Here is a 19495-nt window from a genome sequence, read left to right as displayed (position 1 = left end):
ATTATTTATTCAATTAAATTAGTTTGTATTATTACTGCAAAACAAATTTATTAGTAAAATATTAAAGTAAAAGGAGTAATATGATTAAAGTAAATTTAGATCATACAAATATTAATTTAGAACAAGTTGTAGATCTTAACAAAATTAAACAAGTACATCAAATGATTTTTAATAAAACTGGTAAAGGAAATGATTATTTAGGTTGATTAAACTGACCAGTTGATTTTGATAAAACTGAATATGAACAAATGAAAAAAGTAGCTAAAACTTTAAGAAATAAAATTCAAGCTTTAGTTGTAATTGGAATTGGTGGTTCATATTTAGGATGTAGAGCTGCTGATGAAATGATCCGTGGATTATATCATCAAGACAAAGTAGAACTAATTTATGCTGGAAACACAATGTCTTCAACTTATATTTATCAATTAGTTGAATATTTAAAAAATAAAGATTTTGGAATTTGTGTAATTTCAAAATCAGGAACTACTACTGAACCTGGAATTAGTTTTAGAGTATTTGAAAAATTATTAGTAGATAAAGTTGGAATTAATAAAGCAAAAGAATTAATTGTTGCAATTACAGATAAAAACAAAGGTGCTTTAAAACAACTAGCAGATCAAAAAGGATATCAAAGATTTGTTATTCCAAATGATATTGGTGGAAGATTTTCAGTTTTAAGTCCAGTTGGAATTTTTCCTTTACTAGTTAGTGGAATAGATACAGATAAAATTTTTGCTGGGGCTTTAAAAGCAAAAAACCAATTAGTAAGTGATGATTTAACTAATGATGCTTATAAATATGCTGCAATTAGAAATTATTTATACAATAAAGGTTATAAAACTGAAGCTTTAGTTAGTTATGAATTACAATTACAAATGCTAACTGAATGATGAAAACAATTATTTGGTGAATCAGAAGGAAAAGAAAATAAAGGTTTATTACCAAGTAGTATGATTTTTTCAACAGATCTTCATTCTTTAGGTCAATGAGTCCAAGAAGGACCTAGAGATGTAATGTTTGAAACAATTATTAAAATTAATAAACCAACTTATGATATCAATGTTCCAATTGATAATGATAATTATGATGGATTAAATTATTTAACAAATAAAACATTTCATGAAATTAACCAAACTGCTTTAAAAGGAGTAATTCAAGCTCACTCAATAACAGGAAATATGCCAAACATTGTTTTAGAATTTGAAAAAATGGATGATGAACAATTTGGATATTTAGTTTACTTTTTTGAATTAAGTTTAGCTATGAGTGCTTATTTATTAGATGTTAATCCATTTAATCAACCTGGAGTTGAAGTTTATAAATACAATATGTTTAAACTATTAGAAAAACCAGGAATTAAATAAGAGGTAGTTTATGGAACCGATTATTACAAAATCAAATCAAAAATTAGATGATTCATATAAAGCAGCATTAATTTTAATTATTATTGGATGTAGTTTTACATTATTATGAGCAATATTTTCAATGTTTAGTTTAATTGTTGGAAGTGCTAGTGTTAGTGCTGCTGCTAATAGTTATCCAATCGTTCCAACTAATCATGATATTTATATACCTAGAAACCATGTTAGTGGTATAGTTTATCTTTCTTTAACTGCTAGCATCTTATTAATTATTGCTTCAATTCCAACATTAATAACAATAATATTTGCTGCTAAATCATTAAAATATAAAACTTATAAATACAAAGTTGTTTGTGGAGTAATGAGAATAATTTTTGGTTTATTATTTGGAATTATTGGTGGAGTGTTTGCACTAACAATAAGTAAAAAAGATCAAAAACAAGAAAACAAAATAACTGTTGAAGATTTAAAATAACTATAAAATAAAAGTTGTTAATCAATTATTATCACTTGATTTAATAAAAATGTTTTTAAAAAGACATTTTAACTATTAATAGGAGGTAGTTAATGGAACCAAATATTATAAGACCAAATCAAAAACTAGATGAAACATATAAAATAGGATTAATTTTAATTGTTGTAGGATGTGCAATTACATTGATTTTGCCTATACTTAATCTTTTGTTTCTTATTGCTTATGCACCAGTAATAATCACATTAATTTTTGCTATTAAGTCATTAAAATATCAGACCTATAAATACAAATTAGTTTGTGGGATTATGGGAATAATTTTTGGTACAGTACTTGGAATTGTTGGTGGAATATTACTACTAATATCAGATAAAACAGATCAAGATGATGTAATAATCATTAAACAAAAAGATTTAAAATAACTATCAAAATTATTTAAAACTTGAAAAACTATTAATTAATTATTTTTATTTGATTTTATAAAAATGTATTTAAAAAACATTTTAACTATTAATAGGAGGTAGTTAATGAATCCATATATGATAAATCCAAATCAAAAACTAGATGATACATATAGATCAGGACTAATTTTGATTATTATTGGATGTAGTTTTGCAATACTTACATTACTTCTTGCAATACCAGCAATAATCACTTTAGTATTTGCTATTAAGTCATTAAAATATCAAACTTATAGATATAAAATAGTTTGCGGAGTTATGGGATTAATCTTTGGTTTTTTACTTGGAATTATTGGTGGAATATTACTACTAATATCAGATAAAACAGATCAAGATGATGTAATTATCATTAAACAAAAAGATTTAAAATAATATAAAAGAAAAGAGTTGATGATATGATAGATAACAAAACATTAAAATGATTAAGTGAAAAACAAATTATATTAGATCAATTTATTCAAAATAAATGAAATTTTAAATCTGACAAACCTTTATTAGATAAAAAACTAACAGCTTTTTTAGTTGAACTTGGTGAATATGCTAATGAAGAAAGAAGTTTTAAATATTGATCTAATAAAAAACCATCAGATTTAGAAATTCAATTAGATGAATATATTGATGGAATTCATTTCATTATTAGTGTTGGAAATCAAATCAATTATAATTTTGAACAATTTAACTATAGTTTTTTAAATAAAGATTCTATTATTGAAGTTTATTTTGAAATTATTAGTTGTTTAAATGATTTTATAAAGGATAATAATAATATAAACTACTCTAATTTGTTAAATGCATTTTTAAATATTTGTCAAATTAAAAACTATACTCAAGAACAAATTATTAATGCATATAATATTAAAAATGAAATTAATTTTCAAAGACAAAATAATAATTATTAATACTTAAATATTAATAAATAGGAAGAATTTATGGAAGTAATTAGCTCGGTCTCTAACCCAAGGATCAAAGAAATTTTAAAATTAAAAGATAGAAGACATAGAAATAAACAAAAACTATTTATTGTTGAAGGTTTTCATATGATTATGGAAGCTTATAATGATAAAATTATTAAAACTTTATTAGGAACTAATAAAGCTTTACAAGTTTTAAAAGATGAAATTCCAAACATTGAAGAAGTGATTGAAATTTCAGATAATGTTGCTAAAAAAATTAGTGAAACTGTAACAAGTCAACAGATTTTTGCAATTTGTAGTATGCCTGAAAATACTAAAATAGATTTTGAAAATAATATTTTATTATTAGATCAAATTCAAGATCCAGGCAATTTAGGAACATTAATTAGAAGTGCTGCTAGTTTTAATTTTAAAACCGTGATTGCTTCACCAAATAGTGCAAATTTTCATAATCAAAAAGTTTTAAGATCAACTCAAGGTAATTTGTTTCAAGTTAACTTAATTAATGAATATTTAGTTAAAGTAATTAATCAATTACATGATAATAACTACATTATTATTGGTACTTCACTTCATGATGATAGTAAACCTTTAAGTAAAGTTAAATTTGATTCAGATGATAAATATGCTTTAATTATTGGAAATGAAGCTAAAGGGATCTCACCAGAATTATTAGATTTAATTGATCTAAACGTTAATATTGAAATGGCAGAAGACGTTGATAGTATTAATGCAGCTGTGGCTGGTTCTATTATTATGTATCAAATTAATAATGCTAAATAGTTTATTAATAATTAGTAAAGTTCGAGAATTTCTCGAACTTTTTTTATTTAATATCAATTCTTTTTTTATATTAAAAATCTAAAATTCTTTTTTAAAGTTAAAAAATATTGCTTATTAAAAATAAGCTACAAAATATTATTTTTTATATAATAGAATATAAGCAAAGGAGAAAGCATATGTACAAATTTAAAGCACTTTTAAATGGTGAACTATTTGATAATAATAAAGAATTAGAAATTATTAATCCTGTTGATTTTAGTACTGCTGGTGTTGTTGTTAGTTTATCTAAACAAGATATTAATAATGCCTTTTTAGCAGCAAAAACCAGTCAAAAAGCTTGAGAAAATACTGATCTAGAAAAAAGAATTGAAATTCTAGATAAATGAAAAAAGCTAATTGATAAAAACAAAGAAGAATTAGCACAAATCATTATGAGTGAAACTGCTAAACCTTATAAAGATTGTTTAACTGAAGTAATTAGAAGTGTTGAATATATTGATCAAACTTTTTATGAAGTAAGAAATTTAAAAACTTTAATTATAGATGGATCTAAGTATGGTGCTAAAAACAAAATTGGAACTTTTATGAGAGTTGCAAAAGGAGTCGGAGTTGCTATTAGTCCATTTAACTATCCAATTAATTTAGCTGTTTCAAAAATTTTTCCTTGTTTGGTTACTGGAAATACAATTGTATTTAAACCAGCTACTCAAGGAAGTTTAATTGGAGCAAAACTAGGTGAACTTGCTTATCAAGCTAATTTACCAGAAGGAATTTTTAACGTTGTTACTGGTAGAGGAAGAGAAATTGGTGATGATATTGTTACAAATAAATTAGCTGATTTTATTTCATTTACTGGAAGTGTTGAAGTTGGAAAACACTTATTACAAATTTCATCAACTAAAGATGTTGTTTTAGAATTAGGTGGAAAAGATCCAGCAATTGTTTTAGATGATTTAGATTTAGAAAAATATGCAAAAGAAATTATTAGTGGTGCTTTTAGTTATTCAGGTCAAAGATGTACAGCTATTAAAAGAGTAATTACAACTGATAAAATAGCTGATAAACTAACTCCTATTTTAAAAGAAAAAGTTAATAAATTAACTGTTGGTTTACCAAAAGATAACTGTGATATTACTCCTTTAATTGATCAAAAAACAGCTGATTTTGTAACTGGTTTAATTGATGATGCAAAACAAAAAGGTGCTAAAATTTTAGTTGGAGATAAACAAGAAAAAAACTTAATTTATCCAACTTTAGTAGATTATGTTACAACTGATATGAGATTAGCTTGAGAAGAACCATTTGGACCAGTTTTACCAATTATAAGAGCAAATGATGTTGATGAAATGATTGACATAGCAAATAAATCTAATTTTGGTCTACAAGCTAGTGTTTATACAAAAAATCTTGATCAAGCTTTAACTGTTGCTCAAAAACTAGAAGTTGGAACAGTAAATATTAATGGAAAATCTCAACGTGGACCAGATGTCTTTCCGTTTTTAGGAGTTAAAGATTCTGGATTTGGTGTTCAAGGAATTGTTGATACTTTATTATTTTCAACTAGATATAAAGGAATAGTAATTAATAATTAATAATTAAAAAATCCAAGCTTTTAATATTGCTTGGATTTTTATTTTTATAAAAATATAAACTTATTTTTTCTTAATTTCATGACCACCAAAACCATTTCTTAAACTAGAAACAACTTTACCTGAAAAAGTGTCTTCTAATTTACTTCTCTGGCGCATAATTACAGATAAAGCAATAACTGGAGCTGGTGTGTTTTGTTCTAAAGCTTGTTGAACTGTTCAAAGTCCTTCTCCATTCATATCAACTTGTCCAGTTAAACTTTCTAGTTTAGGATCGTTTTTAAACGCATCAATCATTAGTTCAATTAATCAAGATCTAATAACACTTCCATTGTTTCACATTAAACTAACTTTTTGAAAATCATAATCAAATTCAGAATTATTTAAAATCTCATAACCTTCACCAATTGCTTGCATCATTCCATATTCAATTCCATTATGAACCATTTTACAAAAATGACCACTACCAACTTTTCCAGTATGTAAAAACCCATTTTCAACACATAAAGATTTAAAAAACTCATTTAATGGTTCTATAGCTTTTTTATCAGCTCCAACCATCATACAAGCTCCATTTAAAGCACCACTAACTCCACCACTAATACCACAATCAATAAAATGTACATTTTTTTGTTTTGCAATTTCGTATCTTTTTATTGAATCTTTATAAAATGAATTTCCTGAATCAATAATAGTATCACCACTAGATAAATATGATAAAACTTCATCAAAACAATCTTGAGTGATTTTTCCGTTTGGTACTAATAACATAATAACTCTTGGAGTTGGAAGACTTTTTACTAGTTCAGCTATACTATTTGCTGTTTTTATATTTTTTTGGTTTAGTTTTTCATACATTGATTTATTTAAATCATATCCAATTACTTCATAATTATTATTTTTAATATTTTGAATTAAATTGAATCCCATTTTACCTAAACCAATTAATCCAATTTGTATCATTAATATTCTCCTATTTTTAAATTTGTAAAAAATTCATATATTTGATCAATAGTGTTTAGTTGTTTTGTAAGTTGTTCTACTTTATTAATATCTTCAAATAAAATTGCTATAGTTTGTAACATTTCTAATTGTTTATCACCTAATAAACTTAATCCAATAATTCAATTAACTTTTTCATTATCTCAATTCATAGTTTTGTTTAGTTTAACTATAATAATTCCTTGGTTTTTTATAAACTTTTCACCAGTTAAACTACCATGTGGTATTGCTAAATAATTACCAATTGCAACACTTGCTAATTGATCTCTTTGTTTAATAAAATCTATATATTCCTTATCAATATAGTTTAGTTCAACCATTTTTGATCCAACAAATTCCATAGCTTTATTTTTATCTTTAAAACTATCAACTATAAAAACACAATCTTTACTTTTTATCATTATTATCCTTTTTATTTTTTAACAATTCATTTTTAATTGGATCATATATGTTAGGTCCTAAAAATTTATCTACTCCAAAAACATAAGCATTAGGTGATTTTTCTTTTGCAAATTCTACAAAATTATTCATTGTAATTACTACATCAATTTGATTAGTTAAATCTTTAACAGCACAATTTGAAACATTAACATCAATTTGATTATCTTTAACTCATTTTTTTAAAATACCAGCTGCCATAGCTGAAGAACCAACCCCAGCATCACAAGCTACAACTATATTTTTTACTTTACTTCAATCAAATTGATTATTTGAGTTGTTATTTTGTTTTTGATTAGAATTTTGTTCGTTGTTAAATTTAACTCCATCATCACCAACTTCAACTCCCATAACAACACTATTATGTTTTTTCTTAAATTTCATAATTAATGATGCAACTAAGAATGAAACTATAGCACCACTAAACACAGCTAATACATTTATAGCTATTCTATAACCTGATCCTGCTACTGAAATAACTGAAATCAAACTGCCTGGAGAAATTGCAGCAGTAGCTCCACCTGCTAGTAATTTAACAATTGATAAACTAGTAAATGCTCCTGAAATGGTTGCTAAAATCATAATTGGCTCACTTAAAATATAAACATAGTGAACTTCATGAATTCCACCAATTAATTGAATAAGACTTGCTCCTGAAGCAGCACCTCTTTGTTGTTTTCTTCAAACAACATAAGCAATTAACAATCCAAATCCAGGACCTGGATTACCACCAACCATAAAAAATCCACTAAATCCTTTTAATTGAACTTCTTGTAAACCTATTGGTATCATTACTCCTCAGTTTAAGGCATTATTTAAAAATACTGATCTTAATGGTTCAGTAAATATTGACATAAACGGGAATAATCAAGGTAATTTTGTAAATAAATTAATTATTTGTATCATCACTCAACTAATTGAATACATCACAAATGGTCAAATTCAAAAAATTGATAAACCAAACATAATTGCAAAACCAGCTAATGAAAAGTTTCTTACTAACATTTCAAATCCAGGTTTTATTCTATTTATGTATAATATTTCAACTTTTTTAGTTATATAAACAAATAATGGAGAAATTATCATAGCAGCAACTATCTGATTAGGTGCTCCAGCTTTACCAACTGTTCCTTCTGCAAATTTTCAGTCAGCCATTAATGTTTTATATAAAAAATCATTTCCTATGATTGCACAAACTACTAAAAACGAAGCTAACATCCCACCTCTAGTCTTATAAATCATATTTCCAGCAGTATAAGCAACTAAAACAGGAATCAATCACTTCATAGTAGGACCTACTAATTGACCAAAAGGTTCAAAGTTAAATCATCCAGTAGCAACTCATTTACCATCAACATATTTTCCTAAAAACATAGCTGTAATTAAACCTCAAGCAATTAAAATACTTACAGTAGGCATAATCATTCCAGCCATAAAGCTTCCGATTTTTTGAATTTGTCTTTTAACTTTATTTTTAGAAAATTTAGCATTTTGTACTAAAGATTTGTCAATATCTGTTTTAGTATTAAAAAAGCCTATTTTCTTTTTTAAATTCATTATCTTCACTTCCTTTCAATATTTTTATAACAAAACTAAAAGTTGTATAACTAAGATTAAAAAGAAAAAATAATTTTTCTAATACTTATATAAAATCGATATTTTAAAAATAATATTTTATTTGTAAAATTGATATGATAATTTCTTAAGTATTTAATTTTAATTGCTTTAGAATAAATATAATTATTATAGTAAGTGTTCTTAGAATAGGAGATATATGGCTGAAAATAAAAAATATGATGAATCAGCGATTCAGGTTTTAGAAGGACTAGAAGCAGTTAGAAAAAGACCAGGAATGTATATTGGTTCAACTGATAATAGAGGATTACATCATTTAGTATGAGAAATAGTAGATAATGCTATTGATGAAGCTTTAGCTGGATTTTGTACTCAAATTGATGTTGTTTTAGAAAAAGATAACTCAATTACAATTATAGATAATGGAAGAGGTATTCCAACTGGTATGCATAAAACAGGAAAATCAACTCCTGAAGTGATTTTTTCAGTTTTACATGCTGGAGGAAAATTTGATAGTACAGCTTATAAGTCAAGTGGTGGATTACACGGAGTTGGATCTAGTGTAACTAATGCTTTATCAAAAAGATTTAAAGCAACAATTTATCGTGATAAAAAGATTCATGAAATTGAGTTTAGAAATGGTGGTAAATTAGAAAAACCTTTAACTTTTATAGCAAATACTTACAAAACAGGTACAACTATTAATTTCTTACCAGATGATACTATTTTTAGTAATACTAAATTTAACTTTTCTTTAATTAGTGAAAGATTAAAAGAATCAGCCTTATTAAACTCAGGATTAAAAATTACTTTATCAGATCTAATTTCTAATAGATATGTTGAATATCAATTTCAAGATGGATTAGTTGAATTTGTAAAAGAACTAGTTGATGATAAAAAACCAGTTACAGATATTATTACTATTAATAATGAAAGTAAAAATATTATTGCTGAAATTGCTTTACAATACACAGAAGATGACAATGAAATTATTTTAGGATTTGCAAATAATGTAAAAACTATTGATGGTGGAACTCATTTAGTTGGATTTAAATCAGGTTTAATTAGAGCAATTAATGATTATGCAAAAGATCAAAAAATCTTAAAAGATAAAATTAAATTAGATTCAAATGATCTAAGAGAAGGTTTAGTAGCTATTGTTACAGTTAAGATTCCTGAAAATCTAATTGAATATGAAGGACAAACTAAATCTAAATTAGGAACTTCTGATGCTAAAGTTGTAGTTGAACAAATAGTTTATGAATTTATGAGCTATTGATTAATAGAAAATAAAGTTTTAGCAAACAAAATTATTGAAAATGCTTTAATTAGTCAAAAAGCAAGATTAGAAGCAAAAAAAGCAAGACAAGCAATTAAAAGTGTTAAAGGTAAAAAGAACGTTAATAAAATGATGTTAGGTAAACTAACACCAGCTCAAGGTAAAAAAAGAGAACTAAATGAATTATATTTAGTCGAAGGAGATTCAGCTGGTGGTAGTGCTAAATCTGGACGTGATAGAAACTTTCAAGCGATTTTACCACTAAGAGGTAAAGTAATAAACTCAGAAAAAGCAAAACTAATTGATTTATTAAAAAATGAAGAAATTCAATCAATTATTAATGCTATTGGAGCTGGTGTTGGAAAAGATTTTGATATTTCAGATATTAATTATGGAAAAATCATTATCATGACTGATGCAGATACTGATGGAGCTCATATTCAGACTTTATTATTAACATTTTTTTACAGACATATGAAAGATCTTATTGTTCATAAAAAAGTTTATATTGCTTTACCACCTTTATATAAAATTACTTTTAATGATAAAAGTTTTATTTATTTATGAGATGAAGAAGAATTATTAGAATTTAATAAAACTAATAATAAAAAATATGAAATTCAACGTTATAAAGGTTTAGGAGAAATGAATGCTGATCAGTTATGACAAACTACAATGGATCCTAAAAATAGAAAAATTATTCAAGTTACAATTTCTGATGGTTTATTAGCTGAAAAAATGTTTAAAACCTTAATGGGTGATGATGTTGAAAAACGTAAATTATGAATTCAAGAAAATGTTAAATTCACTTTAGAAGATGATCAAATACAAGTTATAGAAATGGAAAAATAAAATGTCAGATAAAACAGAAATTATTTTATATCCATTAGAAGAATTATTAGGTAATAGATTTAGTAGGTATGCAAAATACATTATTCAAGAAAGAGCTTTACCTGATGTTAGAGATGGATTAAAACCAGTTCAACGCCGTATTTTATATGCAATGAGTCAATTGAATTTAACATTTGATAAACCATATAAAAAATCAGCAAGAGTTGTTGGAGAAGTAATTGGTAAATATCACCCACATGGAGATACTTCTATTTATGATGCAATGGTAAGAATGTCTCAGTGATGAAAAGTAAATATTCCACTAGTTGATATGCAAGGAAATAATGGATCAATTGATGGTGATTCTGCTGCTGCTATGCGTTATACTGAAGCAAGATTAACTAAAATTTCAAATCTTTTATTAGAAGATTTAGAAAAAAATACAGTTGTATTTTCACCAAATTTTGATGATAGTGAAACTGAACCAACAGTTTTACCTAGTTATTTTCCAAATATTTTAGTAAATGGAGCTACTGGAATTGCTGCTGGATATGCAACAAATATGCCACCTCATAATTTAAATGAAATTATAGATGCAACAATTAGTATTATTAAAAATCCAAATATTAATATTGATCAAATTTTAAAAATAGTTAAAGGTCCTGATTTTCCAACTGGAGCTATTATTCAAAACAAACAAGGAATTAGAGAAGCTTTTTTAACTGGTAAAGGTAAAGTTATTATTAGTAGTAAATGACATCAAGAAAAAAATAATATTGTAATTGATGAAATTCCATATGAAGTAGTTAAACAAGATCTAGTTAGAAAAATTGGTGATGTAATTGACAATAATCCTAATTTAGGAATTAAAGAAATTAGAGATGAAACTGATAGAAAAGGTTTAAGAATTGTTATTGAATTAAATGAAAAAGCTAACTTAGAAACTGTTAGAAAGTTTTTATTTAAATCAACTTGACTAAGTGTTTCATATAACTATAACAATATTATTATTGTTGATAAACAACCAAAACAACTAGGTTTAATTGAAATAATTAAAGCTTATATTTCTCACTATAAAGAAGTATTTATAAAAAGAACACAATTTAATTTAAATAAAGCAAATAATCGTTTAGAAATAGTTAATGGATTAATTAAAGCTTTATCAATTTTAGATGAAGTTATTAAAGTAATTAGAAAATCAGAAAATAGATTAGATGCAATTAATAACTTAGTTTTAAAATTTGATTTTTCAACAAACCAAGCAACAGCTATTGTTGATATGAGGTTATATAGATTAACTTCAACTGATGTAAATAAACTTTTATTAGAAAAAACTGAACTTATTGAAAAGATTAAAAAATATGAATTAATTTTAAACAATAATCAAGTTTTAGATAATGAAATTATTTCTAGACTAGAATTAGTAAAACAAGAATTTAAAGTTAAAAGAAAATCTCAAGTTGATGATTTAATTGAAAATCTTGATGTTGATCAAAAAGAAGTAATTGTTGAAAAAGAAATTAATTTATGAATTTCAAAAGATGGTTATATTAAAGTTATTGATAATAATGTTTTAAGTAAAAATGAAATGTCTTTATTTGGTAAAAAACCAAATGATATGTGAATTAGTCAAGGAGTTTGTTCTAATTTAGATCATTTAATTTTAATTTCAGATCAAGCAAATTACTATTCTATACCAGTTTATAAAATCCAACAAAGTAAATGAAAAGAACAAGGTGTTCATATAAATAGTGTTGCTACAACTCAACCAAATGAAACTATTATTAATGCTTTTGTATTAAAAGAATTTACAAATTCAACTCAACACTTATTATTAGTTACTAAAAATGGTCTAATTAAAAGAACACAAATTTCAGATTTAGAAACTAAGATTTTTAATAAATCATTTAAAATAATGAAAATTAGTGATGATGATAGTTTAGTTTATGCTGATTTAGTTAGTTCAAAAACTAGTTATTGTTCTATTGTTACAAAAAACGGTTATGCAGTTAGATACAATATTGAAGATATTCCAGTTCAATCAACTATTTCAAAAGGAGTTAAAGCAGCTAATTTAAAAGATGATTATATTATTAGTGCTTTAAGCTTAGATAATAATAAAGATATTTTAATTTTTACTAATAAAAATAATTATAAAAAACTTGATCAAAATCTAATTCCAATTTATATAAGACCAAAAAAAGGAACTAGAATTTTAGTTGAAAAAAAGAAAAACAAAGAAGAAGTTTTATTTGGTTTTGCAACAAGTAATGATATGGTTGTTTCTATTTTAGATCAAAATGATCAAATCATAGATATTAATGTAAATGATTTAAAACATACTGATTTAGAACATAATAGTTTAGCTTTAAATATTGATCAAATTTCATATATAAGTATTAAACAATTAATTAGATCAATAGCTTATGATCAACCTGCTTTATCAAATAATTTAACTCAACAAGATGATGAAGATCAAGAAGAAGTTAAACCTAAATTTAATAAACCTGTAAGTGAACGTATTATTGTTTCAAAAGATGTTAAAAATCAAGCTATTAATAATGCAAAACAAGTTCACGGTACTGATTTAAGCTCTTATTTAGATGATATTTCTTCATTATTATCAAAAGTAGATCATTCTAATAAAAAAGATAAAAAAACTAAACAACTAGATTTTGAAGACTTTTTTGATAATAGTGATGAAGAAGAATAATTAACTAGAATATGAAAAAGACTAGATATAATTCCCCCGAACCCCATATTCCGGACTAAAAATCCAGGAAGTGGGGTTTTTATATGGCTAAATGAAGCTTAGAAAAAAAATTAAAAATTGTCAAAGAAGCTAAAAGACTTAATGTTAAAAATAGCACCTATTTGGCAGACAGGCATAATGTCTCGGCTAATACTTTAAAGGGTTGAATTTACAAATATGAAATGTTTGGAATAGAAGCGCTTACCCACAAGAAAACAAAACCTCATTATAGTTTGGAAGCAAAACAAGAAATAGTATTATATAAACTTAAAACTAAAGAATCATACAGGGAAGTTGCAAAAAAATTTAATATTATACATTCATCAACTATAGCTGGTTGAGTTAAAAAGTATAAAGAAAATGGAATTTTAGGGTTAAATAATAATATAGGAAGACCTAAAAAATTATGAAAAACTCTAAGAAAAACCAGTTAAAAAAAAGAAAACAAAAATAACAACTAATAATGAAGATAGAATAAAACAATTAGAAGAAGAAGTTGAATACTACAAATTAGAGGTTGAATTCTGAAAAAAGTTAAACACCTTGTTGACAGAAGAAGAATCAACAAGGAAAAAACAAAAGTAATTTTAGAAATGCTAAAAACTCACAAAAAAGCTAAAGTTTCTATTCTTTTAAAAATAGCAAAATTACCTAAATCCTCTTTTATGAATGAAAAAGAAATTAGAAAATTCAATAGATAAGGATATGGAATTAAAAAATATAATTGTTGATATATTCAACAAATCATTTGAAAGATATGGCTATAGACGGCTAAAAATGACCTTAAAATCAATGGGATATATTGTGAATCACAAAAAAATTTTAAGGCTAACTAAAGAACTTGGTATTCAGTGTGTCAAATTTAGAACAAAGAACAGAAGATATAGTTCTTATAAAGGAATTGTTGGGAAAATCGCAGACAATGTTTTAAAAAGAAATTTTTCTTCAACAGAAGCAAACAGAGTTTGATGTACTGATGTAACAGAGTTTAAAGTTAATGGTCAAAAACTATATCTGTCACCAATTATTGATCTTTATAACAGTGAAATTATTTCATATTCAATTCAATCTAGACCTAACTTAAACCTAACTAATTCAATGCTAAAAAAAGCGCTTAAGAAGGTTAAAAATACAAATGGTTTAGTAATTCATTCTGATCAAGGATTTCATTATCAGCACATGAGTTGAGTAAGTACGCTAGAAGAAAATAACATAATACAAAGTATGTCTAGAAAAGGTAATTGCTTAGATAATGCTATTATAGAAAATTTTTTTGGTTTATTAAAACAAGAAATTTATTATGGTGAGAAATACAATTCAATAGAAGATTTAACTAAAGCAATACATAAATATATTTATTGGTTCAACAATATAAGAATAAAAGAAAAATTAAAAGGATTGTCTCCTGTACAATTCAGAAAACAATCCTGTTATAATATTGAAAATTTTTAGTCCGTGTTTAAGGTAGCGGGGAGAATCTAGTCTTTTTATTTGTATTATATTTACCAAGATATTACATTTTTTCTAGTCTTTTTAAAATTTCAATAAATTCTGGATTAGACAATAATTCATCTGCGTTCTTTTTAACTTCTCTATCAATTTCTTCTTTGGTTTTTTTAGGTGCATCAACAATTAGAAAGTTGTCAATATCTCATTTATCTTTTTTAGTTTCTTTTTTCATTGCTAATCTTCCTTTGTTTATATTAGTTTATCATTTTTTATTAATTATTTAAAAATGAAGATATGCAAAATAAAATACGAAATAAAGAATGACACTTGTGTATTCTAAATATTTCATTCGAATAAATATTTTATTAAGTAAAGATCTGTAAATGATAGAATTAAAGTGTACTAACAACTTATTGGAGGTTGTATGAATATTTCTTATCAGCCACTTTGAAATTTATTAGAAACTAGAAAAATTAACAAAAGAGATTTTTTAAAAATTACAAATATATCTAGTTCTTGTTATAAAAATTTAGTTAAACAAAAAGATGTAAATTTAACTGAAATAGTTAAAATTTGTGATGCTTTAAATTGTGATTTTAAAGAAGTTTTTTCACTTAATAAAGAAAAACAAACACTAAATAGCGTTGTTAAATGAGTTGGAGGTAAAAAACAAATCCAACAAACAATTCTTGATTTTATTCCTAATCAATTTAGCAACTATATTGAACCTTTTGTAGGAGGAGCTGCTATTTTATTTGCTCTACAACCTACAAACGCTATTATTAATGATTTAAACGATGAACTAATTAATATTTATAATGTAATTAAAAATGATCCTTTAAAACTAATAAGATTACTAGAAAAACATAAAAAAAATCATAGTGAAGAATATTTTTATCAAATTAGAAATTTAGATAGAACTAAACAATATAGCAAGTTATCTGATGTTAAAAAGGCTGCTAGAGTACTTTATTTAAACAAAACTTGTTTTAATGGTTTATATAGAGTAAATAAAGATGGTTATTTTAATACTCCTTTTGGTAAATATAAAAACCCTAGTATTGTTAATAAAGAAAATCTTTTAAATGTTTCTAAGTATTTAAATGATAATAACATTCAAATTCTAAATAGAGACTATAAAGAAGTTTTAAAACTAGCACAACCTGGAGATTTTATATATCTAGATCCACCATATATGCCAATTAGTGAGTCATCTTCATTTACTAGTTATACTGAAAATGGTTTTGATATTAAACAACAAATAGAATTAAAAGAACAATGTGATCTTTTAACACAAAAAAATATTAAGTTTTTATTATCAAATTCTGATTGTCAATTTATTAGAGATCTATATAAAGATTATGAAATTTATGTTGTTAAAGCAAAAAGATCAATTAATAGTAAGGCTGATAAACGTGGTCATATAAACGAATTATTAATAAGTAATTATAAAAAGGAATTATAAAATAACAAATGGATTCATTTACAAATAATGCATGAGAAAAACTATTTAAAGATCTTAATGTTTTAGAAGAAATTAAACAACACGGGACTTTTATTATTAGTGCTGAACAAATTAAAAAGTATAGAGAACCTAGATTAATGGCTAAATTTGATAGTTATGATAATTTACCACAAATTTTTAAAGACAATAATATAAGTTTTTTACCAATTAATAATGGTGAATACATTCTATCTAATTTTGATCTATACGAACAATTACCTGAAACTAAATTTTTAAAAACTAATATTATAAAAGTTAATAATAAATACACAACTATTAGCATTGCAGATATATCTTCAGAATCTAAAGTTTTAAATACTATACAAACATTTAAAATACTAGATGATTTTTTAGAAGACAATGACTTTGTTTCTACTTTTAGTGGGAAAATGAGAACTGATCCTTTTAATTTTTGAATTAATACTAAAAATTCTACACCTAACAAAATTAAAGTAAATGTTAAAAAGGTTCAATGTGAAATTGATGCAGGATTAGAAAATGATCATTTTATTGTCATAATAGAAGCTAAAAATTCAGAACCAAAAGATTTTAATATAAGACAATTATATTATCCATATAGATATTGATTAAGTAAAACTAATAAACCAATAAGACTTGTATTTTGTACTTATAAAAATAATGAAATTACATTATATGAATATAAATTTCTAACTCCTGATTATTATTCTTCTATAGAATTAGTAAAGTTTAAAAAATATAGTTTAGAACAAGAATAATTAAGTTAAGAAGTCTTTTATTAGACTTCTTTTTTTTTATTTAAAATTTTAACTTAAATATAAAGATCATTTTTTTATTTTATAATTCTTAATTTTATTAAGCATTAAATTAATGTTTGTTGGTATTATTAAAATAGATTTTAAACTATTAAAGGAATAACTTTATGGAAGAACAAATAAAGATCAGAGGTTATTTATCTAAGTTTTTATATAAATCTAATTCATGAGCTTTAGCTATTTTTATAAGTGAAGAAAATAATAAAAAAACAATAAAAATTAAAGGTGAAATTAGTGATTTAAAACCTAAAGTTTTATATGAACTTACAGGTAGTCTTACAAATCATTTAAAATATGGAACAAGCTTTGAAGTTTCTAGTTATACTTTAGCAAACATTAATAATGAAGAACAAATTATTAACTTTTTAAAATCAGATGTTTTTCCTGGCATTGGTAATCTAACAGCAACTAAAATCGCTAAACTTTATACAAATAACTTCATTCAAGAAATTTTAAATAATAAAGAAGAGTTTTTTAAAATAAAAGATGTTAGTAAAGACAAATTAGAACTTATCTATAACAAGATTAAAGAAATTAATGAACAAAACTGATTAAGAATTGAATTTATTAATCATAATTTAAGTTTAAAAATATTAGATAAATTAAAAAAATATGTTGAAGATGAACATGAGTTAAAACAACTATTTGTAAATAACTGATTTGAATTTGCTTTTAAACATAATCTAGGTTTAATTAATGAAATAGATAAAATATTTTTACATTTTAATAATAATAAAACTAATGATTTAACTAGATTAGCTTATTATAGTTTGTATGTGTGTAATGAAATTTTATTTAATACTGGAAATAGTTATACAGATCAATATTATTTGTTAAAAAAACTTTCAAATTTAATAAAAATTAATGATCAAAATCTGTTATTAGAAGGTTTAGAATTTGCTTTTAATAATAATTTATTAGTTAAAAATAATTCAAATATTTATACTTATGAATCTTATTATGATGAATTAATTATTAGTGATGTTTTAGTTAAAAATTATTTAATTACTGATGATTTTGATGATGATTTAATTAGTAGTTTTATTAATCAAATACAAATAAATATTAGTAAAGATTTTAAATATGATGATAACCAAGTTTTAGCTTTAAAAAACTTTATTAAAAATAAAATCAGTATTATAACCGGAGGACCTGGGACTGGTAAAACAACAATTATTAAAGCAATAGTTAGATTGTTTGAAAAAGTTTATCATTCTACAAATTATGCAATTTGTACTCCAACAGGAAGAGCAGCAGCAAGAATTAGAGAAAGTTTTTTAGAATGTAATGCTACAACTATTCATAAACTTTTAGGATATGAAAAAGATAATAAATTTAGTATTAATGCTAATAATCCACTAGATTATGATTTATTAATTGTTGATGAATGTTCGATGATAGATACACGTTTATTTAGTCAGTTTTTATCATCAATTAGTAAAGCTAAAAAAATTGTTTTAATTGGTGATGTTGACCAGTTAACTAGTGTAAGTTATGGAAATGCTTTTTTTGATATTATTAGTTCAAAAATTATTTCAACAACTAACTTAAAAAAAATTCATCGTCAAAATAATAACAATATTATTGATTTAGCTTATATGATAAAAAATAATACTTTTGATCTTAATAAATTCAATGATTCAAATAATGTTGAGTTTTTCTTTAATAAAGATAAACAAGCTTGTTTAGATAAACTAAAAACGATTTATCAACAAAGTATTGATCAAAATTTAAATATACAAATTATTTCACCAGTTTATGCAGATATTTTAGGAATTGAAAATTTAAATAATTTTATTCAATATAACTTTAATCAAAATATTTTAGATCAAAATAATGTTTATGATAGATTAAGATTTAGATATGCAATTAATGATAAAGTAATGTATTTAAAAAATGATAGTGAATTAAATCTATCTAATGGAGATATTGGTTATATTAAACAAATTAATAAAATAAATAATCAGTTTCAATCAGCAATTATTAATTTTAATAACATTGAACTTGAATTTGATGCTCAACAATTTGATGATATTAGTTTAAGTTATTGTTGTAGTGTACATAAAACTCAAGGAAGTGAATATGATAAAGTTATTTTAGTTTTACAAGATACTTTGTTTAGTAGCTTTTTAAATAAAAAACTTTTATATACAGCTATTACAAGAGCTAAAAAACAACTAGTAATAATTGGTGATTATGATTTATTTAACTTTGCAATTAAACAAGAAGCTAAATTAAGAAAAACAACTTTAACTAATCAAATACTAAATAAAATAAGTGAAAGAAAATAA

16 protein-coding genes and 1 pseudogene are annotated in these 19495 nt (G+C 23.9%); 13 read left to right on the top strand and 4 right to left on the bottom strand.

Annotated features, from left to right (window positions below):
• The first annotated feature begins 80 nt into the window (after positions 1-80).
• From D500_RS02280 to D500_RS02250, 7 genes are all read left to right on the top strand, one after another.
• Positions 81-1364, top strand: a complete 1284-nt coding sequence (locus D500_RS02280) for a glucose-6-phosphate isomerase (protein ID WP_008364005.1) — start codon at positions 81-83, stop codon at positions 1362-1364.
• 10 nt (positions 1365-1374) lie between these two features.
• On the top strand, positions 1375-1836 hold the full coding sequence (locus D500_RS02275) for a hypothetical protein (RefSeq protein WP_008364007.1): 462 nt from the start codon (positions 1375-1377) through the stop codon (positions 1834-1836).
• Between the two features lie 92 nt (positions 1837-1928).
• Complete coding sequence (locus D500_RS02270; protein WP_008364009.1) at positions 1929-2255, top strand: hypothetical protein; 327 nt, start codon at positions 1929-1931, stop codon at positions 2253-2255.
• 105 nt (positions 2256-2360) lie between these two features.
• Complete coding sequence (locus D500_RS02265) at positions 2361-2666, top strand: hypothetical protein (RefSeq protein WP_008364011.1); 306 nt, start codon at positions 2361-2363, stop codon at positions 2664-2666.
• Between the two features lie 23 nt (positions 2667-2689).
• Positions 2690-3193, top strand: coding sequence for a dUTP diphosphatase (locus tag D500_RS02260; protein WP_008364013.1), 504 nt, complete (start codon positions 2690-2692; stop codon positions 3191-3193).
• Positions 3194-3223: 30 nt separating this feature from the next.
• A complete protein-coding gene (locus D500_RS02255; RefSeq protein ID WP_008364016.1) occupies positions 3224-3991 on the top strand; it encodes a TrmH family RNA methyltransferase in 768 nt (255 codons plus the stop codon).
• A 176-nt stretch (positions 3992-4167) separates the two neighbouring features.
• Positions 4168-5583, top strand: a complete 1416-nt coding sequence (locus D500_RS02250; protein WP_008364018.1) for an NADP-dependent glyceraldehyde-3-phosphate dehydrogenase — start codon at positions 4168-4170, stop codon at positions 5581-5583.
• A 60-nt stretch (positions 5584-5643) separates the two neighbouring features.
• Here the strand turns inward: D500_RS02250 and gnd are convergent, their stop codons facing one another.
• From gnd to D500_RS02235, 3 genes are read right to left on the bottom strand one after another with little or no spacing between them, the layout of a single operon-like run.
• The gene (gene gnd, locus D500_RS02245) at positions 5644-6543 is read right to left on the bottom strand and encodes a phosphogluconate dehydrogenase (NAD(+)-dependent, decarboxylating) (protein WP_008364020.1); all 900 of its coding nucleotides are present in this window, start codon (positions 6541-6543) and stop codon (positions 5644-5646) included.
• Positions 6543-6983 (bottom strand): PTS sugar transporter subunit IIA, encoded by a 441-nt coding sequence (locus D500_RS02240; protein ID WP_008364022.1) that lies wholly within the window; start codon positions 6981-6983, stop codon positions 6543-6545. The genes gnd and D500_RS02240 overlap by 1 nt, the downstream gene beginning before the upstream one ends.
• Positions 6970-8577, bottom strand: a complete 1608-nt coding sequence (locus D500_RS02235) for a PTS mannitol transporter subunit IICB (protein WP_008364023.1) — start codon at positions 8575-8577, stop codon at positions 6970-6972. Before D500_RS02235 ends, D500_RS02240 begins: the two co-directional genes overlap by 14 nt.
• 217 nt (positions 8578-8794) lie before the next feature.
• Between D500_RS02235 and D500_RS02230 the strand changes: the two genes are divergently transcribed.
• From D500_RS02230 to D500_RS02220, 3 genes and pseudogenes are all read left to right on the top strand, one after another.
• Complete coding sequence (locus D500_RS02230) at positions 8795-10726, top strand: DNA gyrase/topoisomerase IV subunit B (RefSeq protein ID WP_008364026.1); 1932 nt, start codon at positions 8795-8797, stop codon at positions 10724-10726.
• Between the two features lies 1 nt (position 10727).
• Positions 10728-13418, top strand: coding sequence for a DNA topoisomerase IV subunit A (parC, locus tag D500_RS02225; RefSeq protein WP_008364028.1), 2691 nt, complete (start codon positions 10728-10730; stop codon positions 13416-13418).
• Between the two features lie 83 nt (positions 13419-13501).
• A pseudogene (locus tag D500_RS02220) lies at positions 13502-14909 on the top strand (IS3 family transposase).
• Positions 14910-14970: 61 nt separating this feature from the next.
• On the opposite strand, the gene D500_RS02215 reads toward D500_RS02220, so the two are convergent.
• On the bottom strand, positions 14971-15138 hold the full coding sequence (locus D500_RS02215; RefSeq protein WP_008364326.1) for a hypothetical protein: 168 nt from the start codon (positions 15136-15138) through the stop codon (positions 14971-14973).
• Between the two features lie 192 nt (positions 15139-15330).
• Between D500_RS02215 and D500_RS02210 the strand changes: the two genes are divergently transcribed.
• The 3 genes from D500_RS02210 (at position 15331) to recD2 (ending at position 19495) form a co-directional block, all read left to right on the top strand.
• The gene (locus D500_RS02210) at positions 15331-16371 is read left to right on the top strand and encodes a Dam family site-specific DNA-(adenine-N6)-methyltransferase (RefSeq protein ID WP_008364330.1); all 1041 of its coding nucleotides are present in this window, start codon (positions 15331-15333) and stop codon (positions 16369-16371) included.
• Positions 16372-16379: 8 nt separating this feature from the next.
• Entirely contained in the window at positions 16380-17147 is a 768-nt protein-coding gene (locus D500_RS02205; RefSeq protein ID WP_008364332.1) for a type II restriction enzyme, read from the top strand.
• Between the two features lie 164 nt (positions 17148-17311).
• Complete coding sequence (recD2, locus tag D500_RS02200; RefSeq protein ID WP_008364335.1) at positions 17312-19495, top strand: SF1B family DNA helicase RecD2; 2184 nt, start codon at positions 17312-17314, stop codon at positions 19493-19495.

Source organism: Mycoplasma feriruminatoris, from assembly GCF_000327395.2.
GTDB lineage: Bacteria > Bacillota_I > Bacilli_A > Mycoplasmatales > Mycoplasmataceae > Mycoplasma > Mycoplasma feriruminatoris.
Note: the sequence above shows the minus strand (reverse complement) of the source record. Positions and strands in the feature narration are given on the sequence as shown.